At 53.3% G+C, this 24,329-nt stretch carries 19 protein-coding genes, 1 pseudogene and 2 riboswitches; of the genes and pseudogenes, 18 read left to right on the forward strand and 2 right to left on the reverse strand.

Annotated features, from left to right (window positions below; all coding sequences use genetic code 11):
• Positions 1-76 precede the first annotated feature (76 nt).
• From IRT44_RS07685 to IRT44_RS07730, 10 genes are all read left to right on the forward strand, one after another.
• The gene (locus IRT44_RS07685) at positions 77-1,030 is read left to right on the forward strand and encodes an AAA family ATPase (RefSeq protein ID WP_171567589.1); all 954 of its coding nucleotides are present in this window, start codon (positions 77-79) and stop codon (positions 1,028-1,030) included.
• Between the two features lie 14 nt (positions 1,031-1,044).
• Complete coding sequence (locus IRT44_RS07690) at positions 1,045-2,253, forward strand: DUF58 domain-containing protein (RefSeq protein WP_171567588.1); 1,209 nt, start codon at positions 1,045-1,047, stop codon at positions 2,251-2,253.
• Positions 2,254-2,257: 4 nt separating this feature from the next.
• Positions 2,258-4,483, forward strand: a complete 2,226-nt coding sequence (locus IRT44_RS07695) for a DUF4129 domain-containing transglutaminase family protein (protein ID WP_230077691.1) — start codon at positions 2,258-2,260, stop codon at positions 4,481-4,483.
• Positions 4,484-4,503: 20 nt separating this feature from the next.
• Positions 4,504-4,605: riboswitch (purine riboswitch) on the forward strand.
• Between the two features lie 173 nt (positions 4,606-4,778).
• Entirely contained in the window at positions 4,779-6,317 is a 1,539-nt protein-coding gene (guaA, locus tag IRT44_RS07700; RefSeq protein ID WP_171567586.1) for a glutamine-hydrolyzing GMP synthase, read from the forward strand.
• 82 nt (positions 6,318-6,399) lie between these two features.
• Positions 6,400-6,501: riboswitch (purine riboswitch) on the forward strand.
• Between the two features lie 116 nt (positions 6,502-6,617).
• Entirely contained in the window at positions 6,618-7,988 is a 1,371-nt protein-coding gene (locus IRT44_RS07705; RefSeq protein ID WP_171567585.1) for an NCS2 family permease, read from the forward strand.
• 291 nt (positions 7,989-8,279) lie between these two features.
• Complete coding sequence (gene purE / locus IRT44_RS07710; protein WP_171567584.1) at positions 8,280-8,768, forward strand: 5-(carboxyamino)imidazole ribonucleotide mutase; 489 nt, start codon at positions 8,280-8,282, stop codon at positions 8,766-8,768.
• On the forward strand, positions 8,765-9,925 hold the full coding sequence (gene purK / locus IRT44_RS07715) for a 5-(carboxyamino)imidazole ribonucleotide synthase (protein WP_230077692.1): 1,161 nt from the start codon (positions 8,765-8,767) through the stop codon (positions 9,923-9,925). Before purE ends, purK begins: the two co-directional genes overlap by 4 nt.
• Positions 9,918-11,213 (forward strand): adenylosuccinate lyase, encoded by a 1,296-nt coding sequence (gene purB / locus IRT44_RS07720; RefSeq protein WP_230077693.1) that lies wholly within the window; start codon positions 9,918-9,920, stop codon positions 11,211-11,213. The genes purK and purB overlap by 8 nt, the downstream gene beginning before the upstream one ends.
• A gap of 114 nt (positions 11,214-11,327) precedes the next feature.
• Positions 11,328-11,624 carry a helix-turn-helix domain-containing protein gene (locus tag IRT44_RS07725; protein WP_171566349.1) on the forward strand — a complete coding sequence of 99 codons (297 nt, stop codon included), beginning with the start codon at positions 11,328-11,330 and terminating at the stop codon, positions 11,622-11,624.
• 17 nt (positions 11,625-11,641) lie between these two features.
• Positions 11,642-12,502 carry an IS3 family transposase gene (locus tag IRT44_RS07730; RefSeq protein ID WP_230077694.1) on the forward strand — a complete coding sequence of 287 codons (861 nt, stop codon included), beginning with the start codon at positions 11,642-11,644 and terminating at the stop codon, positions 12,500-12,502.
• Here the strand turns inward: IRT44_RS07730 and istB are convergent.
• The gene (istB, locus tag IRT44_RS07735) at positions 12,492-13,259 is read right to left on the reverse strand and encodes an IS21-like element helper ATPase IstB (protein WP_230076768.1); all 768 of its coding nucleotides are present in this window, start codon (positions 13,257-13,259) and stop codon (positions 12,492-12,494) included. The two genes, IRT44_RS07730 and istB, sit on opposite strands and share 11 nt — an antisense overlap.
• A pseudogene (istA, locus tag IRT44_RS07740) lies at positions 13,256-14,478 on the reverse strand (IS21 family transposase). Before istA ends, istB begins: the two are co-directional and overlap by 4 nt.
• A gap of 787 nt (positions 14,479-15,265) precedes the next feature.
• Here istA and IRT44_RS07745 point away from each other — a divergent pair.
• The 8 genes from IRT44_RS07745 (at position 15,266) to IRT44_RS07780 (ending at position 24,295) form a co-directional block, all read left to right on the forward strand.
• Complete coding sequence (locus IRT44_RS07745; protein ID WP_171567413.1) at positions 15,266-15,799, forward strand: TlpA family protein disulfide reductase; 534 nt, start codon at positions 15,266-15,268, stop codon at positions 15,797-15,799.
• A gap of 49 nt (positions 15,800-15,848) precedes the next feature.
• Entirely contained in the window at positions 15,849-16,718 is an 870-nt protein-coding gene (locus IRT44_RS07750; protein ID WP_230077695.1) for an ABC transporter transmembrane domain-containing protein, read from the forward strand.
• Positions 16,624-17,610, forward strand: coding sequence for an ABC transporter ATP-binding protein (locus IRT44_RS07755; RefSeq protein ID WP_230077868.1), 987 nt, complete (start codon positions 16,624-16,626; stop codon positions 17,608-17,610). The genes IRT44_RS07750 and IRT44_RS07755 overlap by 95 nt, the downstream gene beginning before the upstream one ends.
• Positions 17,598-18,164: a MauE/DoxX family redox-associated membrane protein gene (locus IRT44_RS07760; protein ID WP_171567415.1), complete on the forward strand. Its 567-nt coding sequence runs from the start codon at positions 17,598-17,600 to the stop codon at positions 18,162-18,164. Before IRT44_RS07755 ends, IRT44_RS07760 begins: the two co-directional genes overlap by 13 nt.
• A gap of 25 nt (positions 18,165-18,189) precedes the next feature.
• Positions 18,190-18,735, forward strand: a complete 546-nt coding sequence (locus tag IRT44_RS07765; RefSeq protein ID WP_171567416.1) for a TlpA family protein disulfide reductase — start codon at positions 18,190-18,192, stop codon at positions 18,733-18,735.
• 9 nt (positions 18,736-18,744) lie between these two features.
• Complete coding sequence (locus tag IRT44_RS07770) at positions 18,745-19,437, forward strand: ABC transporter ATP-binding protein (RefSeq protein WP_171567417.1); 693 nt, start codon at positions 18,745-18,747, stop codon at positions 19,435-19,437.
• Entirely contained in the window at positions 19,434-23,576 is a 4,143-nt protein-coding gene (locus IRT44_RS07775; RefSeq protein ID WP_230077696.1) for an FtsX-like permease family protein, read from the forward strand. The genes IRT44_RS07770 and IRT44_RS07775 overlap by 4 nt, the downstream gene beginning before the upstream one ends.
• A gap of 203 nt (positions 23,577-23,779) precedes the next feature.
• A complete protein-coding gene (locus IRT44_RS07780) occupies positions 23,780-24,295 on the forward strand; it encodes a sigma-70 family RNA polymerase sigma factor (protein ID WP_212132240.1) in 516 nt (171 codons plus the stop codon).
• The last annotated feature ends 34 nt before the right edge of the window (positions 24,296-24,329 follow it).

The raw sequence follows: 24,329 nt of genomic DNA on the forward strand, positions 1-24,329 counted from the left end.
GATGGTCATGGACAAGCTGTCAGGCCATTGCGATTGCCGTACTGGACGATAACACGGGAACAGGAGTTGTGTCACCATGAATCAAATGAAATTGGAACAGACTCACCCTGCTGTGGAGAAATTGATTGGGAATATCGAGAACGTGTTGATTGGCAAACGGTCGATCATTGAGTTATGCGTGACGGCCATCTTGGCAAACGGCCATGTATTGTTGGAAGACGTTCCGGGCGTGGGCAAAACTATGCTGGTCCGTGCGTTGGCTCGCTCGATCGGGGGGGACTTCAAACGCATTCAGTTTACGCCTGACTTATTGCCGACGGACGTGACGGGCGTGGCGATCTATAATCAAAAAAGCATGGAATTTGAGTTTCGCCCCGGTCCCATCTTCGCCAATGTGATTTTGGCCGATGAAATTAACCGGACATCGCCCAAAACCCAGTCGGCCTTGCTGGAAGCAATGGAAGAACGCTCGGTCACGGTAGACGGAGTGACGTATCGGTTGGCGGAGCCATTTTTCGTTATGGCGACGCAAAACCCCCTGGAGTACGAAGGAACCTTTCCGCTGCCGGAAGCGCAGCTGGACCGTTTTCTCCTGCAGCTTCGCCTGGGCTATCCCACAGTGGACGAAGAAATGCGCATGCTGAACCGCTTTGCTGCAGCCAATCCGCTGGAACAGCTGGAGCCGGTGATGACTGCGGACGATCTGGCCGAGCTGCAGCGCCAGGTCGCCGCTGTCAAGGTATCGGAGTCGGTCAAGGAGTATATCGTCCGCCTGTGCCACCGGACGCGCGATCATCACCAGGTCTACTTGGGCGTCAGCCCACGGGGCGCGCTGGCGCTGTTCCGAGCTGTGCAGGCGCTGGCGTTCGTACGCGGACGGGATTACGTCATTCCCGATGACGTGAAGGAACTGGTGCCTGTGACCTTTGCCCACCGGATCATTCTCAAACCGGAAGCGCGTCTGGAAGGAGCGACAATCGACCGGATTCTGTCCGCGATCCTGTCGGAAACTCGCGTGCCGGTCAGCTAGAGGCGGTGACGCGTATGAAAGAATTGATATCCGGGAAGAGCAAGGCACTTGTGCTGATCGCGATCACGTACGCGTTTGCCAAGTTTCAAGGCGGATTTGCCAGTTGGTTTTTGTTCTACAGCTGCCTGGTATTCTTGGCGTACGAAGTGCTTGCCTTTTCCCTCATGTTTACCGGCCTTGAAGTTGAACGTGAAATCGATCGTTCGCGCCTGCAAGAAGGAGAGGACGTGATCGTGACCGTCCGGCTGAAGCGGAGGATTTGGTTTCCGCTGGGGTGGAACATGGTGATCGAACCTCTGCCCGAACGGCTGGCCGGTGTGTATGAGCCGCACCGTCAGCTTGTCTTTCCCTGGTTCAAGCGCAGCGTGGAGTTTCGCTACGTCATTCCGGGACTGCCGCGCGGCTACTATCACCTGGAAGCATGCGTCATCAGCGGCGGCGATTTTTTCGGGTTTATCGAGCGGCGGCGAACGTTCCCCCTCTCCAACGACTTATTGGTCTATCCCCGCTACCGGGAGCTAAACAGCTGGTCGTTGGGAGACGGCAACTTCAGCGGGACGATTCACGTCTCGCACCGCTATTCGGATGATGTTGCGGCAGTGCGGGGCGTCCGGGACTATCAGCGCGGCGATCGGATGAGCCAGATTCACTGGCGGGCGTCGGCCAGGGGAACCGGGCTGAAGACAAAGGAATTCGAGCACCAGGCGATGAACCAGGTCGTGTTTTTTCTCGACGTGGAAAAAGAGCATTATCAGAACAAGCCGTTCCAGCTGTTTGAAACAGCAGTCAAACTGACCGCCAGCCAGACCGCGTACGCCAACCGCAACCAGTATCACTACGGATTGGTGTACAAGCAAAAGGATCGGGTGGCCATTCCGCCGGCCTGTTCTCCGACGCATTTTTTCCGGGTATTTGACCAGTTGGCCCGCGTCATGCCGGAGGGGACGGACTCGTTTGTCCGCATCCTTCGTCGGGAAGCGCTGGAGCAGCCGCCGGGCGTGACGCTGACAGTGATCACGGCCTGCCTCGACAAGGAGCTGGTCGACCTCCTGACCCGGTTGTCCCATCGAGGCCGGCGCGTCCAACTGCTGTATGTGCACGACGATCCTTTGTTGTCGCTCGACGAGAAGCAGGCCCTGCGGCTGCTGGCATCAGGCAGGGTCACCTGCAAGGCGGTTCCGATGAGCGATGTCGAAGAATGGAAGCGGATCGGAGGTGCGTGACGTCATGAGCGTATGGAAGCGACCCAAAGGATTTGAGTGGATCGCGGCGCTGCTCTTGTTTCTGATGCTGCGGGAGTGGCTGCTGCCGCTTCAGGAGCTGACTGACACCGGCACCCTGGCGCCGTTTTTGGTGATTGCCGCTGGCGTACTGCTGATCGACCTGGTGGTGCCGTACCGCTGGCTGACGTTTCCGGTCAAGCTGGTGGGCCTCCTGGTGATTTTGCACAGCAGTTTTTTTGCCATCTCGTTTTTCGACGGGCAATGGCTGAGAGAGCTGTTTGTCCGGGTCGTTCACGACCTGCCGCTGGCGCTTCAACAGGAGTGGACGGCCATGACGCCGCTCTCGCGCAATGCGCTGTTTGATCTGCTCCTCGTGGTGTTGATTTCGATGCTGTCGTATCTGGTGCTGGAACAGCGGCAGGGGCTGTGGTTTGTCTTTCTGACCGAACTGTACCTGGCCGTGCTGGATACGTTTATGCCGTATGAAGCAGACGGGGGGATCGTCCGCACCCTTGTGTACGGATTTTTGCTGTTGGCTGTCACCCAGCTGCTCGTCATGTCCAACAAGGCGCCCATTACCGGCGGTCGGCGCTGGACGCTGTGGAAATCCTTGTTGGCACCAGTGCTGATTGTGGCGGTCACGGTCGGCATCGCCAACGCGGCGCCGAAAAAGGAAGCTTCCTGGCCGGACCCGATCGCGTTTCTCACTGGACAAAAGGGCGGTCTTGGCGACGGGTTGATGAAAAAGGTGGGGTACGACAACAACGACGAGCACCTGGGCGGTCCGTTTACGATGGACGAGACCGTGGTGTTCATGGCCATCACCAATGAGCGCTCCTATTGGCGCGGCGATTCCAAAGACGTGTATACGGGGAGCGGATGGAAAAAAAGGGACGGGGAGTTCGACGAGATCCTGACCCCGAAATCGTATCGATGGAATCACGCGCTGTTTGAGGGGATGGAGACGAAAGAGGTAAAGGCTTCGCTGGAATTTCAGGGGCCGAAGTTTCCGACCGTCTTTTACCCGGGACAGTTGAAACAACTGACGGACTACACCCCGTCGAAGGCGACGCTGGTGTACGACAAGGAACATCAGCATGTGGAAGTGCGGAACGGCACGATCAGACTGGTGAAGCAGTCCGGAAGAGGAGCGGCGGTGGGCCCCCATACGCAGATGTTGAATCTGGACAATTACCAACTGGTGGCGGAAGTGCCGATCATCAGTGAAAAGGCGATGATCCAGGCGGGCACCGACTATCCCGAAGCGATCAGGCAGCGCTACCTGCAGCTTCCCGACAGCCTGCCGCCGAGAATCCGCGATCTGGCCCAACAGGTGACCAAGGACGCGAAAACACCGTACGAAAAAGTGCGGGCGATCGAGAATTACCTGCGCACCAGCGGAGAATATAAATACGAGACCAAGGATGTGCAAATGCCCGCACCGGGCGAGGATTTTGTCGACCAGTTTCTGTTTGAGACCCGCAGGGGGTACTGCGATCACTTTTCCACCTCGATGGCCGTGATGCTGCGGACGATCGGCATTCCCGCCCGCTGGGTAAAAGGCTTTGCTCCCGGTCATCGGGTCGGCAGCGACGGCAACGGGAACGAACTGGTGGAGGTGCGCAACAAGGACGCCCACTCCTGGGTGGAAGTGTACTTCCCGGGTCACGGCTGGATTCCGTTTGAGGCGACCAGCACGTTTGTGTCGCCGATCCGTGTAAAATACGACCGGCAGACGACGGAGCAGCAAGCGCCGCTCCCGCTGCCAGACCTCGGCGGAACAACGGCCGAGGAGCGGAGAAACGGACGGCTTGACGAATTGGAAGGATCAGTCAGCACCTCTGGCTCGTCGATTGACATTCCGTGGCAGGTGTACGCGTTTGGACTGGGACTGCTGGCTGTGGCCGGGGCGGTGGCCTGGAAGCGCAGGCGGCACTTTGCGGTCTGGTGGCTGCAGCAGCAGATGAGCAGCTATCCGAACGGCAGGTACGAGGATCGCTACAGGCTGCTGCTGCGTTTGGTGGAGCACCTGTACAGCAGCCGCCGACAGGGGGAAACCCTGCGCGAATACGTCAGCCGCCTGGTCATCTCCGGCGACAAGCGGCAGGACTTGTGGTACCTGACCCATGTGTACGAGCGCATGCTGTACGGCTATAAGGATATCGAAGCCAAGGCACGCTCGGTGGCGGAACAAGTGATCGAACGGCTTACCCGTCAACTGAAACCTTGAACATTCACCCGCAGTCTGTTAGAATGTCCTTCAATGAGACTCGTATAATCTCAGGGATAGGGCCTGAAAGTTTCTACCGCTCGACCGTAAATCGAGCGACTACGAGGAGAGGACTTCGGATTTTTGTACATGCAACCGCACAAGTGTACACAAACTGGGACTCTGCCTCCGCGTCGGTAAACCGGAGGCGACAGTCCCGGTTTTTTTGGGGCCGGACCTTAGCGGGCCGTACATCCGAGGGCAGGGTGGAAACTTCCGGTGACAACCTGGCGTAAACAGGATAAGGAGGATATACATGGACAAGCCAATGGAAATGGTCGTCGTTCTGGATTTTGGAGGGCAGTACAATCAGTTGATCGCGCGGCGTGTTCGCGACCTGGGCGTGTACAGCGAGCTGCTGCCCTACAATACGCCGGTGGAAAAAATCAAGGAGATGCAGCCGAAGGGGATTATATTCTCCGGCGGTCCTGCCAGCGTGTACGAAGAAGGGGCGCCCAAGGTGGACCCGGCCATTTTTGATCTGGGCGTGCCAGTGCTGGGCATCTGCTACGGCATGCAGTTGATGAGCCACATGCTCGCCGGCAAGGTGGAGCGCGCCGGGAAGCGCGAGTACGGCAAGGCTGAGCTTCGCCTGCAGCAGCGACACAGCCTCTATGACAAGTGGGACGAAAACGAAATCGTCTGGATGAGCCACTCCGACAAAGTGGTGGAGCTGCCGGAAGGGTTCCGCGTGGATGCGGTCAGCGACAGCTGTCCGGTAGCGGCGATCAGCAATCCGGAGCGCAAGCTGTACGGCGTTCAGTTCCACCCGGAAGTGCGCCATACGGTAAAAGGAAACGAGTTTATCGCCAACTTCCTGTTTCATATCTGCGGCTGTGAAGGCACCTGGAGCATGACCACCTTTATCGAGGACGAAGTCAAGCGCATCCGCGAAACCGTGGGTGACAAGAAAGTCCTGTGCGCGCTGAGCGGCGGGGTCGACTCCTCCGTCGTGGCGGCATTGATTCACAGAGCGATCGGCGATCAGCTGACCTGCATGTTCGTGGATCACGGCCTGCTGCGCAAAGGAGAAGCGGAAAGCGTCATGGAGACGTTCGCCGAGAAGTTCAACATGCGCGTGATCAAAATTGACGCACGCCGCCGCTTCCTCGACAAGCTGAAAGGCGTCACCGATCCGGAGCAGAAGCGGAAGATCATCGGCAACGAATTCATTTACGTCTTTGACGAAGAAGCGTCCAAGCTGACCGACATGGAGTTCTTGGCGCAGGGAACGCTGTATACCGACATCGTGGAAAGCGGAACGGCAACGGCCCACACGATCAAGTCCCACCACAATGTGGGCGGTCTGCCGGAAGACATGAAGTTCAAGCTCATCGAACCGCTGAAAACCCTGTTCAAGGACGAAGTGCGCAAGCTGGGGACCGAACTGGGCCTGCCGGACGAAATCGTATGGCGCCAACCGTTCCCGGGACCGGGTCTGGGGATTCGCGTCCTGGGCGAAGTAACGGAAGAAAAGCTGGAGATCGTTCGGGAATCGGACGCCATCCTGCGTGAAGAGATTGCCAAAGCGGGCCTGGAACGGGAAATCTGGCAGTACTTTACAGCGCTGCCCGACATGAAGAGCGTGGGCGTCATGGGCGACGTTCGCACTTACTCCTACACGGTGGGCATCCGCGCGGTCACCTCGATCGACGGCATGACGGCTGACTGGGCGCGCATTCCGTGGGATGTGCTGGAGAAAATCTCCACCCGCATCGTAAACGAGGTAGAGAACGTCAACCGCGTCGTGTACGACATCACCTCCAAGCCGCCGGCAACCATTGAGTGGGAATAACCGGATATTAATCGATAAGGAAAAATTAACGTTCGTATTTTCCGTTGACATTAAATATTCTTCCTGATACACTTCTCGTTGTGAACAGGTAAGGAAGAAGGTTCGTATAATCCCGGGAATATGGCTCGGGAGTTTCTACGAGGTCGCCGTAAACGGCCTGGCTACGAACGAAACGTCAACGGGATGCGTCTGCAGATCTTATCATTCTGTTTTGCCCGGTGTGTTTTGTTCGGAGTCGAGGCGTTGTTTGCGCCTCGACCTTTTTCATTTGCCGCAAACAATACTTGGGGGGTCTATTCGGTGCGGAAGTATTTTGAATTTGACAAGCTGGGCACCAACTACCGCCGCGAGACAATCGCCGGCATAACCACGTTTTTGGCCATGGCCTACATCCTGGCTGTCAATCCGTACATGCTCAGCGGGGCGGACCTGCCGCCGGAGCTGAAAGCGAACTATCCGGAATTCGGAGCCGTCTTTACCGCGACTGCGCTGGCAGCCGCCATCGGGACGCTGGTGATGGCTTTTGTCGGCCGTCTGCCGATTGCGCAGGCGCCGGGCATGGGGCTGAACGCCTTTTTCACCTACACCGTCGTGCTGACGATGGGCATTCCCTGGCAGCAAGCGCTGGCCGGCGTATTTCTCTCCTGCTCGATTTTCCTGCTGCTGTCGCTGACCGGCATCCGCGAAGCGATCGTCAACTCCATTCCGCAGGGGCTGAAAAACGCGGTATCGGCCGGGATCGGTTTGTTTATTGCCTTCATCGGACTGAAAAATGCCGGTATCATCGTCGACAACCCGGCAACATTCGTCTCGCTCGGCCATCTGACGATACAGGAAGGCATGAAACCGGAAGAGATTTTGGCTGTGAAAAACGCGCTATTGGCCGTATTTGGCCTGATTCTCACTGCGGTGCTGATGTCCCGCAAGGTGAACGCGGCCATTTTCATCGGCATGCTGGTGACCGCCATTGTCGGGATGTTCTTTGGGCTGGTCAACCTGCCGGAGAAGATCGTCTCCATGCCGCCGAGCCTGGCACCTACGTTCGGCGCTGCGTTCCAGTACCTCGGCGATTTCTCCGCGCTGTTCAGCATGAAGATGCTGATCGTGGTATTCACGTTCCTGTTTGTGGACTTCTTTGACGCGACCGGTACGCTGCTGGGTGTGGCCAGCCAGGCAGGTCTGTTGAAAGACGGCAAACTGCCGCGTGCGGGCAGCGCCCTCGCTTCCGATGCAATCGCCGGGATGGCCGGTGCGGTGCTTGGCACGTCCACGACGACCAGCTACATCGAGTCGGCTGCGGGTGTAGCCGCCGGCGGACGGACCGGATTTGCCTCCGTGGTCACGGGTGCGCTGTTCCTGCTGGCGCTGTTCTTCTCGCCGGTACTCGCGGTTGTCACGCCTGCGGTAACGGCTCCGGCACTGATCATCGTCGGCGTGCTGATGGCGTCGCACATGGCGAACATCGCCTGGAGTGAGATGGAGGAAGCGTTCCCTGCTTTCCTGACGATTCTGATGATGCCGCTGACCTACAGCATCGCGTCCGGGATCGCCGCCGGATTTATCGTCTACCCGATCACCAAACTGCTGAAAGGCAAAGGCCGCGAAGTGCATCCGGTGATGTACGTGCTCTTCTTCGTATTTTTGGCGTACTTCATCTGGCTGCGGGAATAGAAACAGCATCACAAAGACTGTCGGCGCCTCGGCGCGGCAGTCTTTTTTTGCGTGAGATTGCGCAACGGATATCCGATATTGATCGATTGAATGATTAAAAACGAATGTTTTGATATCATGAAATTATTAACGTTCGGAATCAAGGTTGACAGGCGATCGCTCCCCCTGTTACACTGAAGATGTTGATAAGCGTGAGATCCATACTAGCCAGCCCAGGCGATGAGCGGCCAATGCGCGGCCGATGTCGTTTGGGTTTTCTTCTGACATTGACAGAGAGGAGCGAAGTGTGTCATGGTCAAACCGTTGGTGGGTGTCATCATGGGCAGCACGTCGGACTGGGAGACAATGAAGGACGCCTGCGCGATTTTGGACGAGCTCGCAATCCCGTACGAAAAGAGAGTGGTGTCGGCGCACCGCACGCCCGACCTGATGTTTGAATACGCCGAGAGCGCCAAAAGCCGCGGCCTTGAGGTGATTATCGCGGGAGCGGGCGGCGCTGCCCATCTGCCCGGGATGGTGGCGGCCAAGACGGAACTGCCGGTGATCGGCGTACCGGTCAAATCATCCAGCCTGAACGGTTTGGACTCGCTGCTCTCGATCGTACAAATGCCGGGCGGCGTGCCGGTGGCCACCGTGGCGATCGGCAAGGCAGGCGCGGTCAACGCCGGATTGCTGGCGGCCCAGATCCTCGGCATCAAGTATCCAGAGATCCAGGAGCGGTTTGTCGCCAGACGGGACGCGATCCGCAAGAATGTGTTGGAGGCAAGTGAATTGGCATGACGAACAGAACTCCGATCAAACCAGGCGCAACCATCGGGATTCTCGGCGGCGGCCAGTTGGGGCGCATGATCGCGTTGGCCGGCCGGGCCATGGGATACCGTTTCGTCACAATGGACCCGACTGAGGACGCGCCCTGCGGCCAGGCGGCCGACCGGCAGATCGTCGCCCGCTACGACGACGTGGATGCGGCCATGCAGTTGGCGAAGATCAGCGATGTGATCAGTTACGAATTTGAAAACGTGGACGCGCGCGTGGCGGAAGTGCTGGAAAGCCAGGCCTATGTCCCGCAGGGCAGCCGTCTCTTGCGCATCACCCAGAACCGCATCCGCGAAAAGACGGCGATCGCGGAGCTGGGGATTCCGGTGGCGCCGTTTCGCGTGATTGACTCGCTGGACAGCCTGCGGGCGGCGATTGCCGATCTGGGTCTGCCGGCGGTGATGAAAACAGCTACCGGCGGCTACGACGGCAAGGGACAGTGGGTCCTGAGAAGCGAAGCGGAGCTGGCCGAAGCGTATGATACGTTGTCCAAAGCGGGCACGGAACTGATCGTGGAACAGTTTGTGCCGTTTCAACTGGAGTTGTCCGTGATCGCGGCGCGCAATCCGTCCGGCGAGCTGGCCGTTTTTCCTGCGGCGGAAAATGTACACCGGGAGAACATTCTGCACCTGTCCATCGTGCCGGCGCGGGTGCCGGACGACATCCGGCAGCGGGCGGAAGCGATCGCCCGGACCATCGCCGAACGGCTGGACGTTGTCGGCCTGATCGCGGTCGAGATGTTTCTCACCGCAAACGGGGAACTCTATGTAAATGAGCTGGCCCCCCGTCCGCACAACTCCGGCCACTACACGATGGATGCCTGCGTCACTTCGCAGTTTGAGCAGCACGTGCGGGCCGTGTGCGACCTGCCGTTGGGCTCGACGGAACTGCTCTCCCCCGTGGTCATGGTCAACATCCTCGGGGAGCACCTGCAGCCGGTGCTGGACCGCATCGACCAGCTGCCGCGGACGGCCAAGCTGCACCTGTACGGCAAACACGAAAGCAAGCCCAAGCGAAAAATGGGGCATATAAACGTGCTGGCGCCCAGCGTCGAGGAGGCGCTGGCGCAGATTGATCGACTGGAAATCTGGACGAACCAAGCGGAGGTAAACCATGATTGATCGTTATACGCGACCGGAGATGCGCGCCATCTGGACCGAAGAAAACAAGTTCAAGGCGTGGCTGGAAGTGGAACTCCTCGCCTGCGAGGCGTGGGCCAAGCTGGGCGTCATCCCGGAGGAAGACGTGAAAAAGCTGCGTGAAAATGCCGGCTTTGACATCAAGCGGATTTACGAAATCGAAGAGGAGACGCGCCACGACGTCGTTGCCTTCACCCGCGCCGTCTCGGAAACGCTGGGCGAAGAAAAGAAGTGGGTGCACTACGGCCTCACCTCCACCGACGTGGTGGACACGGCGCTCTCCTACCTGCTGCTTCAGGCCAACAAGATTTTGGAAAAGGACCTGGAGGACTTTATCGCCATCCTCGCCGACAAGGCGCGCGAGCACAAGGACACCGTATGCATGGGACGCACCCACGGCGTGCATGCGGAGCCGACCACCTTTGGCCTGAAGCTGGCGCTCTGGCACGAAGAAATGAAGCGCAACCTGGCTCGTTTCCGCGCGGCGAAGGAAGAAGTGGCGTACGGCAAAATTTCCGGAGCGGTGGGCACGTACGCCAACATCGACCCGTTTGTGGAGCAGTACGTCTGCGAAAAGCTGGGACTGAAACCGGCCCCCATCTCCACGCAGACCCTGCAGCGCGACCGTCATGCCGAGTACATGGCGACGCTGGCGTTGATCGCCACGTCGCTCGAAAAGTTCGCGACGGAAATCCGCGGCCTGCAAAAGAGCGAAATGCGCGAAGTGGAAGAGCCGTTCGCCAAGGGACAAAAGGGTTCGTCGGCGATGCCGCACAAGCGCAACCCCATCGGCTGCGAGAACATCTCCGGCCTCGCCCGCGTCGTGCGCGGCCACATGCTCTCCGCCTACGAAAACGTTCCGCTCTGGCATGAACGCGACATCTCCCACTCCTCGGTGGAGCGCGTCATTTTGCCGGATGCGACGCAGCTGTTGAACTACATGCTGCGCCGCTTCATGAACATCGTGAAAAACCTGACCGTCTTCCCGGAAAACATGAAGCGCAACATGGACCGCACATTTGGCCTGATCTACTCGCAGCAGGTGATGCTGAAGCTGATCGAAAAGGGCATGAGCCGCGAGCAGGCGTACGACACCGTGCAGCCGCGCGCCATGCAGGCGTGGGAGGAACAGCGTTCGTTCCGCTCCATTCTGGAAGAGGACCCGACCGTGACCGCCACGCTGACCAAGGAAGAGCTGGACGACTGCTTCGACTACCGCTATCACCTGAAGCACGTGGATACGATTTTCAAACATCTTGGACTGCTGTAATTGCTGCAAGCTGCGCATACAAACGCTCCCGGCAGGAATAGAGTGCACCCCTTAAAGTAGACATTGGAAAAACCCCTTGGGATAACCGATGTTACTTTAAGGGGTGAATTTTTTATGGCTATCAAAGGTCAAAAGTTCAAGCATTATCCTTTGTCGTTGAAAATGGAGGCAATACGATTGCATGTAGAGGAGAAGTGGACATACAGACGTATCACTGAGCATTTAGGAATCCAGGATAAGGATCGAGTAAAAAAATGGATGCGGAAATACAAACAACTTGGGGAGTTCGGTCTTTTGGATCAGCGTGGACGACGTCCAGAGTACATCGATCAAGATCGACATGTGAAAAAATTGAAACGGGAGAACGAAATTCTAAAAAAGTGTTTGGAAATCTGGATGCGGGAGGTGTAAGAAAAAAGTATCGTGTGATGGAGAATGTGGCAGCATTGTACCCGATTACCGAACTCTCCAAACTTCTTGGTGTATCGAGGAGTGGGTATTATCGATATCTTGCACAGAAGGAGTGGGATAGAGACGGAGAACTGAAACAGCAGATTCAAACCATCTATGATGAACGAAAAGGAATATATGGGTATCGAAGAATTCAAGCGGAACTCCTTCGTCAATACGGCAAGGTTGTGAATCATAAGAAGGTGTTACGGCTCATGCAAATTCTTGGGCTGAAAGCCATTATTCGTGGCAAACGAGCGTATCGGAGCACGTATCGAGCGGCTGAATCAGATGGTCGTGTTGCCGAAAATTTGTTGAAGCGTGACTTCACAGCCGAGAAACCGAACCAGAAGTGGGTCACCGATGTTACCCAGTTTCGTGTAGGAGATCAACGTATCTTCTTATCTACGATTAAAGACTTGTTTCACAACGAAATCGTGGCGCACCATGTGAGCTTACACAATGACAATGTCCTTGTCCTAGAGACGTTTCGGAAAGCATTTGAAAAGCATAAGGACGTGACTGGACTGATCGTACACAGCGATCAAGGCTTCCAGTACACGTCCCATGCATACCACGACATGCTGCAAAAGGTTGGCGCCCGAATCAGCATGTCCCGAAGGGGCAATTGTTTAGACAATTCCCCTATGGAGAGTTTCTTCTCGCACTTAAAGGCAGAAGCTCTCTATCCTTATGATATTCGAAGTTTGGATGAGGCGCAAAGACGAATTGAGGAGTACATTCGTTTTTACAATGATGTCAACGCCGACTTTATTTTGACCCACCATCGCCGGTTTAGAATTGACCCACCCGGCGATTTTTTGTTGGTTAGGTGGTAGAGGGGGAGCCGTAGGCTCCAGTCCTCATCTTCTCACGAAGTCGGTAACTATTCCCCCTAATATTGACGATGTGGGAATGGTGTAAGAGCCGATCCAGGATAGCCGTAGCAAGTATCGGATCGCCCATCAGTTCCCCCCATTCACCGAAACTCTTGTTGCTGGTCAACAGAATACTCCCTCTCTCGTATCTTGCACTTACTACCTGGAAAAAGAGGTTAGCTGCCAAACTGTCAAACGGTAAGTAACCAATTTCGTCAATAATCAGGAGCTTTGGTCGAATATAGATGCGTAGGCGTTTATCCAGCCTGTTTTCCGTGTAAGCTTTTCGCAGATCTTCGATGAGTTGCGAGAGACTGACAAAGTAAACGGATATCCCTTGCGAGATGGCTTCTACAGCCAACGCCACCGCCAGATGACTTTTTCCTACTCCGGGAGGCCCTAAGAACAAGACATTCTCGTGTCGGGTTACAAAAGTCATCGTGGCCAGCTCTCGAATCAACCGTTCGTCAATGCTGGGTTGGAAAGCAAAATCGAACTCCTCTAGTGTTTTTCGGTAAGGCAAGTGTGCAAGTTTGGTGCGTACCTCCATATTCCGTTTTTGACGTTCCGCTATCTCGGCATCAAGGAGCGTGTTAAGAAAGGACAGATAGGTGGGCTGTCCATGACTTGCCGCTTCCAAGTGAGCATCCAAGAGGAGAGCTGCTTGCTGAAGCCCAAGTTCCTCGAGGCGTAGCCGTGCTTGTTCCAGTTCAATCATGCTCCCACCCCTGTTAGCTGCTCATAGACATCCAGCGAACGTACTTCCACTTGCTGCGATGAAATCTGTCGGGCTTGCGGACGTGGATAGGCATATCCTTGAGCGGTCGAAAGACCTGCATACTGGTTTTCGCAAAAAACAGTTGTGCGGGATCGATAGACCTTTTGGTGTCGAGCAATACATGTGCCGTCGGCCCAGATTTCCACCCACCCATTCACTTCTCGAACGGTTACCTCACGTCCACTGTACCTCCATGGAACTCCATATCGTACACCATCGTAGCTAACAAATCCGTCTCGGCTGACCTGTCTTGGTTCATGCAAGTATTTTTCCCACCGTTCAGCTGAAGGGATGGGCGACAGTTTTTCCTCACGGAGTCGGTCAAAGGGACGTTCGCCGGTTGTTCCATGAATACGGCGGTTAATCCGCTCGCACCAGTGTAGGGCTTGTTGATTGAGATCCTGTAAATCAACGAAGCGTTTGCCAGGAAGAAAGTTGTTTTTTACGTATTGAACGCCTCGTTCCACTTTTCCCTTTGTTTCGGGGCGTCGAACTTTGCATACTTTTGGAACAAGCCCAATCGCTGCAGCAAAGTCGGCAAAAAGCGGATGCCAGCGAGGTTTTCGATCATCTTCCATGCCCAGTACGACGGTTTTCATCTGGTCGGTCAGCATTACCTTTGGGATGCCCCCAAAATATTCAAAAGCATGAATCAAGCAACGAAGAAAGCTGTGAATGTCACAACGCTTAGTGAACTCTATATAGGTGGAACGAGAGTACCCCAATACCATGACAAATACCGGCACTTTTCGGACTGTACCGTCCAAATCTACGTAATCACACAGTCCCCAGTCGACCTGTGCGTATTCACCAGGTTTCGTCTCGTAACGAAGAACAGCGGGAACTTGTTTGGGAGGACGGAAGTCCTTCACATAGTCTTTCAAGATGGTACGTCCCCCGGTATACCCCTTTTCTCGTAGAAGATCGAATAAAACCTCGCAGTTATAGATACCTTCTTGAAGACGTTCCTGCAGGAACGGTTTATACGGATCAAGCTTGGAACCACGAGATTTACGGGTTCCCTTTTCGGGGAGAATTCACCCCGGAGATATCGGCGAACTGTATTTCGAGAATGCCCCGTTAGACGGGCAATTTCACGAATACTCTTGCCTTCTGCCCTCATGGTATGTAACGATATCACTATCCCACTCCTTAGCATGTGTCTCCCTCCGAAGATTAACTTGGCCGTTAATTACGAAGGGGATATATTCGCTATGGGTGGGTCATTTTCTTTCCGGCGAACCTGGGTCAATTATATCCCGGCGGTGACAAATGAGGAGCGTTTGCAAATCAAATTAAATAAGCTGACGCCAGTCGAGTACAGGCGTCAGCATGCGGCCTAACGGCCGGGGGTTTTTTAAGTGTCTACAAAATGGGGTCTTGACCACCAGAAGCCGGGGCGTTTTTTTTTGTTATTCGCTTGCGAAAGTCTTAAGTCAGTCAAAAAATACCCTTCATATTCCTTATTGTTGTTGATGACAGTAAATTAAGAAATAACTCTATAATGCGAAATAATAAAAACATTATATGGAAAATATCAATTGACAGAAAATAAAGAATTAAATAACATACAGACAAGGAGGTGATTGGGAATGTTTCAAAAAATTTCAAATTTGTTTGGGGTAGCTCCTATGTACGAAGCTTGCGACAGACCTGGATTCATCGGTGGCCCCAAATATGTATGCGAGTTGGCCACTTGGTCTGACTGTTTCTCTGATTACGGTACCAAAACGTATATTAAGTACACGTATGACACGAGAAGCGGTGAACGATGTGAGGAAACTAAAGTGAGATGCTGCTAACCATTTCATCAGCAAAGATCAGAGGTTCATAGCGCAAACGCCATCAAAATACTTGTGTGGTAGTGGAAAAAGGAGGCCTTTATGAAGGCGACCTCCTTTTTTCACTATCTATGAGCAGACACATATGTTCAGGTGGGGGATGTAATGATTTTTACTTCATATATTGTCTTGGCTTTAGGATGGGGGATCCTGTCGGCTCAAATCGTTATGTTCCTCAAAAAGCTAAAAATGGAGATCTCCTTTCTTCCCCAAGCGCGTTACCGGTCGAAGCCCATTCAACAATCAGTTGGGAAATCGATTGGTGACATGTTGGCTTTACCGGCTGCCGTAAAAGATAAGATATCTGTTCTGTTAGTATCATCGCCGACTTGCCCGCCTTGTCATGAAGCATTGTCCGAATTTTTGCGCGAGAATGAAAGATGGCAACTACCGTTTGCTTGTATAACAGAAGCAGATGAAGCGGAATACTTTCAAAAATTTTATGACGACTATAACCGTTTTGTGGATATTATACCATTTTACAGAAAGAATCTGAAACGGCTCGGTATCACGAAATTCCCTACATTTCTTGTCATTAACCAAGAGGGAGTCGTACTTCGCGAATTTTTGCTGGTTCCTTATTTGATGAAATACCTGGCACAAACCATTGGCAAAACAGGTGCAGGAAATGAAAAGTAGTTATCTTGTGAGAGCGATTCAATTCGTGTGGCAAAGAGGAAAGTGGTGGATGATCGCATCCGTCACATTAAGTATTGTAAACGGTTGCTTCCCGTTTCTAACTTTGTGGATTTCAAAAGAGTTAATTGATGAAGTCACTCGTTTTATCCAGAGTGATACATGGGAGTATGTTGCTCTGGTCTGGTTGCTGATCGGACAATTTTCAATTACAGTTCTTTCATCTTTAAGCAAGAATATTAAGGAATATTTAGATAAACAGATGGTATTTAAAGTAGAATTTGACGTTCAGCACATGATATTGGCAAACACCTCGTCAGTTCCCGTCATGTATTTTGATCTGGCAGAATATCACAATCATTTGCAACGGATATCGGGGGGAGGATCAAGATTTTTATCACCTGTACGAACCATGATTGATATGTTTGAAGCTGCACTCAGTTTGTGTTCGTACGCGGCCTTTTTGATTGTAATTCATTGGAGCCTTTTGCTTGTAAGTCTTTTAGCGACAATTCCCATCTTTTTGGTTCAAGCAAAATATAGTCAACTCAGATACCGTCTCCATGTAAAGCAAAACCCGGTAGCCCGTGAGGCGGAATACTATAAATACCTGCTGCAGGATCGAACATCGGCGAAGGAAATTCGGTTGTTTGGGTTGGCTTCCTTCTTTCTCAATCGATGGATTGAAAAATTTGTACAGAATGCGAGCGAAACGCTTCGATTGGAAAGGAGACAGCAGGGGGGCAGAGGTTGGCATGGAGGCTGTTTCGTCCTTTTTTTACATGGGCATGGCAGTTGCTCTGATATGGTTGGCACGCACAACGAAAATGAGCATTGGCGATTTCATTGCTATTATCCAGGCGATACAGGGAACACAAGGAACATTGAACCGTATCTCCACGCTTCTTGCAAAGTTGTATGAAGAGAAGTTGTACATCAAAGATTTTTATCAATTTTTTGAGATTAAGGAACCGCGCATCGAGATTAACAAGGGTCAAGAACCATTTCCTACTCCCATCCAGAGGGGAATCACGTTTGAAAATGTTTCGTTCCGCTATATTCATGGTGACCGGGATGTTTTGTCCAATGTTTCCTTTCATATTAATCCCCAGGAGAAGATTGCCATCATAGGGCAAAATGGGTCGGGAAAAACCACGTTGATTAAATGTCTAATGGGCTTGTACCCCCCTCTTCACGGACAGATTAAAATAGATGGAAAAAATATCTTTGACATTGACCAAAAACAATTGCTGAGTAACATTACAGTGATTTTCCAGGATTTTATTCGATATCATTTAACGGTTCGAGAGAATATTGCAGTTGGCGATATTAAGAGAATGGATGATTGGGAGAGGATTCAGGCCGTTGCAAAAGTAAGCGGAACAGACTCCTTCATTCAACAATTCGCGCTAGGATATGAGACACCCTTGGGCAGACTACTGGTGGACGGAGAAGACCTCTCAGGTGGGCAATGGCAAAAAATAGCATTAGCGCGAGCCTTGTTTCGCGACAGTCAAGTAGTGATTCTAGACGAACCGACCGCTTCGCTCGACCCAATAGCTGAAATGGAAATTTTTCAAAACTTTAAACTCCTTGCTGATAAGAAAATCGCCATTTTTATTTCGCACCGGATGGCAGCATCCAGAATGGCCGACAGAATTATTGTCATGAAGGAAGGAAAAATTGTGGAAATGGGTACACATGAAGAGTTGATGGAACTCAGGCAAGAGTATTACCACATGTATACCATGCAGGCACAATGGTTTTCCGCAGAAAGCGAATACACGAAGGAAGTGGTAGGATGGAGGAACTGAGTTTATTTGCACGAGTGATTCTGGGAACCCTGTTTTTGAGTACAAGTGTCACGAAATTCCGAAAAAAGGAGGAGCATGTAGCCACTGTTATCAACTACCGAATCCTCCCTCCTTCTCTCGCATATCCGTTTGCACGTGCGGAGATGGCAACAGAATTGGCGGCAGGGATTCTGTTATGTGTCGGTTTGTTTCAACAGGCTGCTGCTTTGCTTTGCATATTGCTTCTGGCCGTCTACTCGTGCGCGATCGCAATAAATCTCGTGCGTGGGCGCAGGGAGGTATCTTGCGGTTGTGGCGGTATTGCAGGCAATCACACCCTGTCCTGGTGGCTTGTGTTGCGCAATTTCACTTTGATGATAATGGGAGGATGGCTTTTCCTTTATCCGTCTGCGTGGGTAAGTACGGACAACTTGTTGAGAGGAGAGCCTTTCAAGCTTTTTTATCCACGAATCTTTGAAGTCGTGATTGTTTCATGGTTGGTTGTAATGATGGTTATCATCTCCAATCACCTTTGGGAATTATCAAAACGAATCAAGAGCTTCCGGAGAAGCTAGCTTAACTCATGCGGGGAGTGGAAGTATGGATAACAAATTGGTAATCTCAAATCTTTTATTATGGGTGGTCGTCTTTATTCAAACCTTTATCCTGTTCGTTTTTGTTCGTCTGGTTGTCCAATTTTTAAATCGTTTTCGGCTGGGGGACATCCGGTTAGAGCCGCAAACTTTAGCCAAAGGAGACAAAGCGCCTTTTTTCCGGGAAAAGGATCAGCATGGGCAAATCGTAAGAATGCCGGATGAACAAGAAAAAAATACGTTGATGGTATTTACAAACGACATGTGCGGAACATGCAAACACGTGGTACCTGAATTAGCTCATGTAAAAAGACATTACACCGATCTCAGAATTGTTGTTGTGTCCAATCCAATCTACTACGAAGAAGGCTTGCAGGTGCCAGATGGTGTTCATCTCATTCGTTCGGATGGACTTATGAATACATACCTGATTCATTCGGTGCCAACCGCGATGCTGATCGACCGGGAAGGAATCATTTTAGCCACCCAATCCGTTTCCAGTTACGAGAATATTATGGACATGATTGGCCTATCGTCTGAAAAAGTAAGCTAGGGGGAACCAATGAGTACAGCCATCACACTTGTGGACGTGGAAAAAACCTACCATGGTGACGGTGTGGTTACCCGAGCGCTTCAATCCGTCACCTTGACGCTGGACAAAGGACAATTTACCGCAATTCTCGGCCCCTCAGGGTCGGGAAAGACGACATTGCTTACCCTGATCGGCACGCTTGACCGACCGACGGCTGGAACGATCAGATACGGTGACGTGGACGTTCTGGCGTTGAAGGGGAAGCGAATTGCCGATTTCCGTTTTGAGCACATCGGGTTCGTGTTCCAACAATTTCATCTATTGCCCGCGTTGACCGCGCTGGAGAACGTGATGGCACCGTTGTTTTCGCGAAAGGTTTCCTATGACAAAAAAGCGAGAGCACGGGAACTGCTGGCCTGGGTGGGGCTGGAGGCCAAGAGCGATGCACTGCCGTCCCAATTATCGGGCGGGGAACAGCAGCGCGTGGCGATTGCCCGTGCATTGGTCAATCGTCCGGACTGGCTGCTTGCCGATGAACCGACTGGCAATCTGGATACGAGAAACAGTGAAAACATCGTGAAACTGCTGCGAACCTATCAGCAGGAGCACGGTAGCGGCATTGTCTTGATCACGCATGATCAAACCTTAGCTGATCAAGCGGATCGGATCATCGAGATGCGCGATGGGCGAATCGTGTCCGATTCCGGGAAGGAGACGGGATGATTCAGTATATTTGGACACAGTGGTGGCGTCACCCCGAACGCTTTCTCCTGCTGCTGGTCGGAATGTTGGCCGTCAGTTCCGTTCTCAGTTACTTTATCGGCGTTACGGAGAGCAGCAGCGGCACGACCCACGATATTTTGCAAAAACGCTGGAAGGCGGCCTATCATCTGGTGGTTCGTCCCCCGGATACACGCAGTGTCACGGAACGGGACGGGCTATTGGAACCCAACTATCTGAGCGGTCTGCACGGGGGAATCAGCCTCGCGGATTACGAGGCGATCAAAAGAATGTCAGATATAGAAGTTGCCGCACCGCTGGCCCCTATCGGATACGACAGGCCCGTTTTTTCGTTTGGGAAGATCAGCAAGCCCAAACAACCGGGAATCTATCGGCATGTTGTGGAGGTATATGCCAACGATGGTGTACAACCCAATCTAATGATGCAACAGACAAGGTATTACACCGTCGGCCCTTGGAGCATGCCGACCGATTGGGAACAGGCGCTGCGTGACTATGGGGTGGAATCATGGATACTAGATGTGGGCGGAGGAATCAATCAACAACTGCTGGTTGTTGGCATCGATCCTCAGGCAGAAGCGGCGTTGGTCGGATTGGATCAAGCCGTCTTGCCGATAGGGAAAAGCCGGTATTTTACGGAACAGGACAAAGTGACAACGATAAATGTGGGAGACGGACGAAAGGTGATGCATCTGCCCATCCTGATGAGCAGCAGAATGGACAGCGACCTGAAGGTTACTTACAGGTACGAACGCTTGGATCTCCCGTTTGCGACGAGTGAAGATGCCAACCGGACGATGGAAGAGGTGAAGAAGAACGGAGGGGTTTCCTATCTGCACCAACAAAAAAGCGCTGGAGAACGGCTGGAATATGAGTTTGACTCTCGGCAGATGCACCAATTGATTATGGCCAGTTTGTCGGGCGTGGACCCTGAAACGGGACAGCCTTTTTCACGCGATGATCACGGTGGCCAGTCTGCCTCTCTCGGTGGACTAATTTTGGAAAAGCCTTCTTCGCTTTCCCTGCGAAAAGTGAGCAGTCCTTACCCAGAACGCTGGCCTTACGGGTACGAGGCGATACCGGTGCAGCCCCATATTCCGGCAGAACTTCAGACATACTTCTTAATGAAGCCCGAGCGATATCCCAACTCCTTTCGCTCCACCCATTTTTTTGTTGATTGGAAAAACCGGAAAATAACCCCTTACTGGATAGGGTTTTACGATCCCGAAAAGTTGCGTATTTCCAAAGAACCGGACAGCGAGCTGCCCATGGAAACCTATCGGCCCGCTACTGGGCGGTTGGTGCTGGACAAAAACGACAGACCATTAAATCCCCCGGTACAGGTGAAACCGACTGACAATCCGTTTGGACTTCTTACCAGTCCACCTCTGCTGTTGACTACCTTGGAAGCGGCAGCAGAGGTGTTGGGTGACAAACCGATTGCCGCGATTCGGCTGAAGGTAAAGGGAGTGCAGGAGGTAAGTGAAGAGAATAAGGAAAAACTAGAATTATTGGCGAAAGAGATCGAAAACAAGACAGGATTGATCGTCGATATCACCCTGGGATCGTCTCCCCAGCCCGTTCTCGTTCACATCCCGAAAAACGGTACGTACGACGAGTCGGGGTGGATGGAGCAGTTTTTTATCAAGCTTGGGACGGCTTTTACCCTGGTTCAGGAGACGAAGCTGGGCTTTTCCGGGGTGATTGGTATCGTGATGCTCATAGCTGTTGCCTACGTGTTCGCCACCAATCTGGTTACGCTGTACGCCCGGACAGACGAGTTCGGTCTGCTGCTTGCTGTCGGCTGGCGGCCCGGACGCGTGGCGGGCATGATGTTTGTTGAGGCGGCCCTGTTGGGGGGAGGGGCCGCGCTGGTTAGCTGGGCAATCGCGGGATTTGCTGTATGGCAGCAACAAGCAGCGGTGCCGGTGTGGCGTATTTTTTTCATCGGTTTGTGCGGTCTGGTCATTTATGTGCTTGCGGCGATTCCGGCTGCATGGCTAGTCCGCAAGATAACGCCGCACGTAATCATGCGGTATGGCGAGATGCGTCCCGTGACTCGACGGACCGTGCGGGTGAAGGGAACGTTTTCTCTGGCCTGGGGCCATTTGTTGGCAAGGTATCGCCGCAGTCTGTTGTCCGTCTTTGCCATGGCGGTGCCCACCTGCTTTCTGGTCTTTTATGAGTTTGTCACGAACCGCCTGCAGGGAGTTCTGTACACGTCGTGGCTGGGGCAGTATGTGGCCGTTGAGATCGGGGATGTCCATTACATCGCGATGATACTCGCCTTGGCACTGGCTGTGCTGACAACGGCGCAGATCATGTGGCAAAACGTCATGGAACGAAAAGCGGAACTGCTGTTGCTCAAGGCCGTCGGTTGGCGCAGCGGGGCTATTTTTCGCCTGATCGTATGGGAAGGGGTGATGTGCGGACTCCTCGCTTCCGGATGCGGGCTGGCTTTGGGATGTGCCTTGATTGCGTGGATGTACCGTCAGTTGCCCGGCCTCGATGTCCTGTGGCTGATGGGGGTCGGCTTGATTCCGATATTGGCAGCCCTCCTCGGGGCTCTTTTTCCGGCGGTAATGGCGATGCGCCTAAGGCCGGCCGCAGGCATTCGCGGATCACAACGAAATCGTCAGCGTACGGAACGGAAGCTGCAGTTGACGATTGCGGTGCTGCTGGTTTCCAGCCTGTTAGGAGCTGCAATCGGCACGACCCGGTTGTGGCAGATGAATCCCCGCCAGGAGGCAGATATATCGATTTCTGCATACGCACCCAATCAGTCAACAGGGGACGGAGCCAAAGACAGACCGGGCAAGGTTAGCGATCTGTCCGGATTTGATCCCCGTCCGGTTCCAGACGGGAGCAAAGGAACGTACCAGTTGGCTTTTCACATGGATCACAGCGGGAAATTTACGGCTGAGGCGACGATTGTGGTGGAAAACCATTCGCCGGATACCTGGGATCGCTTGCTGTTTTACTTTATTCCCAACGCGTTTACCAACGCCAACAAGCCCCATACGGTAAAGGACGCGGCCGACGTGAAGATCGTCAGCCTCCACCTGGATCGGCAGAAAACGGATTACCAGCTTACACATGATACGCTCACCATTCCCCTGACGGAGGGGATGGCACCGGGCGAAAAGCGGGAAGTACGCATCTCGTACACGTTTACGGTCCCGAAGGACGGAATTCGTTTCGCCAGGAAAGGGCAACGCTATTACCTGGCCCAGGCCTATCCGATGCTGGCTACGTACCACAACGGATGGAACAAACAGGATTTCCGGATCAGCAGCGAATCCTATCATACGGGTCATGCTGATTTTACCGTTTCCTATCACATTCCAACAGGGTATCTGTTCGTCAGTTCGTCTGATCAAGATCCGGTTGAAGCGACAGAGACGGGGCAGGTGACCATTTCTCGCGTCAGAGAAGTGTTTGCTGCGGTCGTAAACGGCCTTACCTCCGTTTCCGACAACGTAAGCGGAGTACAGATTCGCGTGTTTGGCGAGGAAGTGAACAGGGGGAAAATGGAATCGGTGCTGGCAGCCGCCAGGGAGGCCGTGCCGTTTTTCATCAACAAGATCGGCAGCTATCCCCATCGGCAACTGGACATCATGCTGGACGATGGCGCCAGTATGGAGTATCCCGGCATCGTAACCGTCGCTCCGCAAGACGACCTTGCATCATTGAGAAAAACGGTCGTTCACGAGATTGCCCATCAATGGTTCTACGCTGTTGTGGCAAACGACCCCTATCACGAGGGCTGGCTGGACGAGGGCATAACCGAATTCGCGGTCTCTCTGTTCTTGCTTGGTCACGACAAGATGACAGAGGAGGAGGTTTTCGCTCGAGCCAACCGGGCTGGTGAGAAGCCGTCCAATCTGCCGTTGAACCAGTATGACGGCGAAACCTACGGAGCGTTTTACGTCGTTCCGCCACTGCGGCTGTGGGAGTTGGTCTCCAAGTACGGCGATGTGGAAGAAGGCTGGCGTTTTCTTCGCGCGTATTACGAGAGATATGCCTATCAACAGGTGGACACCAAGGAGTTTATCCGGTTTGCGACGACCTATTTCCCGGTGACAGAGACGTATTTTTCCTCCTGGCTCAAACTGCAGTAAGGATGAAAGATGGCCAACCCAGATGTTTGCCCCCTGATTGCGTTTTGTTTTGGAGCAGATAGCTTTGACTTCGTTGCTGGCCCGTTTCCCACCTTACAAAAATGTAAGGTTCTTGAAATGTAACCCGATAGCTCGGGCAGCCGCCTGCTTTTACAATAAAGACAAATCAATTGCAAACCTTGATGGGGAAACGGGAGAAAACCATGAACACCACAAGCATGCAAAAACAATGGAATCAGCAGCGCATTTACGAAGAGTATTCCGCCAGCATTTACAGGTATTTCCGCTATCGCGTCAAAAATGTCTGGGACGTGGAGGATTTGACGACCACCGTGTTTATCAAGGTGTACGCCAAGCTGGACCAGTACGACGGGCGCCATCCGTTTGGCGCCTGGATTTATCGCATCGCCCACAATACCCTGGTTGACTACCTGCGCAAAAAGCGGGAGTGCCCGGTCGACACCGAGATGTTTGCGGCGATGAAGGCAAAAGACAAGCTGCCGGAAGAGCGGGTGCTGAGCCGGGAATCCCATGACACGCTGTGGGAAAACGTGCGGACGCTGTCTGCAGACCAACGCCGCGTCATCTCGCTGCGCTACCTGGCCGGCCTGAAAATGAACGAAATCGCGAAAGTCCTGGGCAAGTCGGAAGCGTCCGTGAAGATTCTGCACTTCCGCGGCATCCGCAAACTGCAAAAGCTCATGGCTGCCCAAGGATAGGAACCCCCCGAGGGATGGACGACAGCGCCATCCC

This window comes from Brevibacillus sedimenti, assembly GCF_020923495.1.
GTDB classification, from domain to species: Bacteria; Bacillota; Bacilli; order Brevibacillales; family Brevibacillaceae; genus Brevibacillus; species Brevibacillus aydinogluensis.

Coding starts and splice junctions, on each gene's coding strand:
- guaA (WP_171567586.1), top strand. CDS start 4,779: ATGGACAAGCCAATGGAAATGGTCGTCGTTCTGGATTTTGGAGGGCAG.
- purE (WP_171567584.1), top strand. CDS start 8,280: ATGGTCAAACCGTTGGTGGGTGTCATCATGGGCAGCACGTCGGACTGG.
- IRT44_RS07750 (WP_230077695.1), top strand. CDS start 15,849: ATGATCGCATCCGTCACATTAAGTATTGTAAACGGTTGCTTCCCGTTT.
- IRT44_RS07690 (WP_171567588.1), top strand. CDS start 1,045: ATGAAAGAATTGATATCCGGGAAGAGCAAGGCACTTGTGCTGATCGCG.
- IRT44_RS07695 (WP_230077691.1), top strand. CDS start 2,258: ATGAGCGTATGGAAGCGACCCAAAGGATTTGAGTGGATCGCGGCGCTG.
- IRT44_RS07780 (WP_212132240.1), top strand. CDS start 23,780: ATGAACACCACAAGCATGCAAAAACAATGGAATCAGCAGCGCATTTAC.
- istB (WP_230076768.1), bottom strand. CDS start 13,259: ATGATTGAACTGGAACAAGCACGGCTACGCCTCGAGGAACTTGGGCTT.
- IRT44_RS07765 (WP_171567416.1), top strand. CDS start 18,190: ATGGATAACAAATTGGTAATCTCAAATCTTTTATTATGGGTGGTCGTC.
- IRT44_RS07770 (WP_171567417.1), top strand. CDS start 18,745: ATGAGTACAGCCATCACACTTGTGGACGTGGAAAAAACCTACCATGGT.
- IRT44_RS07760 (WP_171567415.1), top strand. CDS start 17,598: ATGGAGGAACTGAGTTTATTTGCACGAGTGATTCTGGGAACCCTGTTT.
- IRT44_RS07730 (WP_230077694.1), top strand. CDS start 11,642: ATGGAGAATGTGGCAGCATTGTACCCGATTACCGAACTCTCCAAACTT.
- IRT44_RS07775 (WP_230077696.1), top strand. CDS start 19,434: ATGATTCAGTATATTTGGACACAGTGGTGGCGTCACCCCGAACGCTTT.
- purK (WP_230077692.1), top strand. CDS start 8,765: ATGACGAACAGAACTCCGATCAAACCAGGCGCAACCATCGGGATTCTC.
- IRT44_RS07725 (WP_171566349.1), top strand. CDS start 11,328: ATGGCTATCAAAGGTCAAAAGTTCAAGCATTATCCTTTGTCGTTGAAA.
- IRT44_RS07685 (WP_171567589.1), top strand. CDS start 77: ATGAATCAAATGAAATTGGAACAGACTCACCCTGCTGTGGAGAAATTG.
- purB (WP_230077693.1), top strand. CDS start 9,918: ATGATTGATCGTTATACGCGACCGGAGATGCGCGCCATCTGGACCGAA.
- IRT44_RS07745 (WP_171567413.1), top strand. CDS start 15,266: ATGATTTTTACTTCATATATTGTCTTGGCTTTAGGATGGGGGATCCTG.
- IRT44_RS07755 (WP_230077868.1), top strand. CDS start 16,624: ATGAGCATTGGCGATTTCATTGCTATTATCCAGGCGATACAGGGAACA.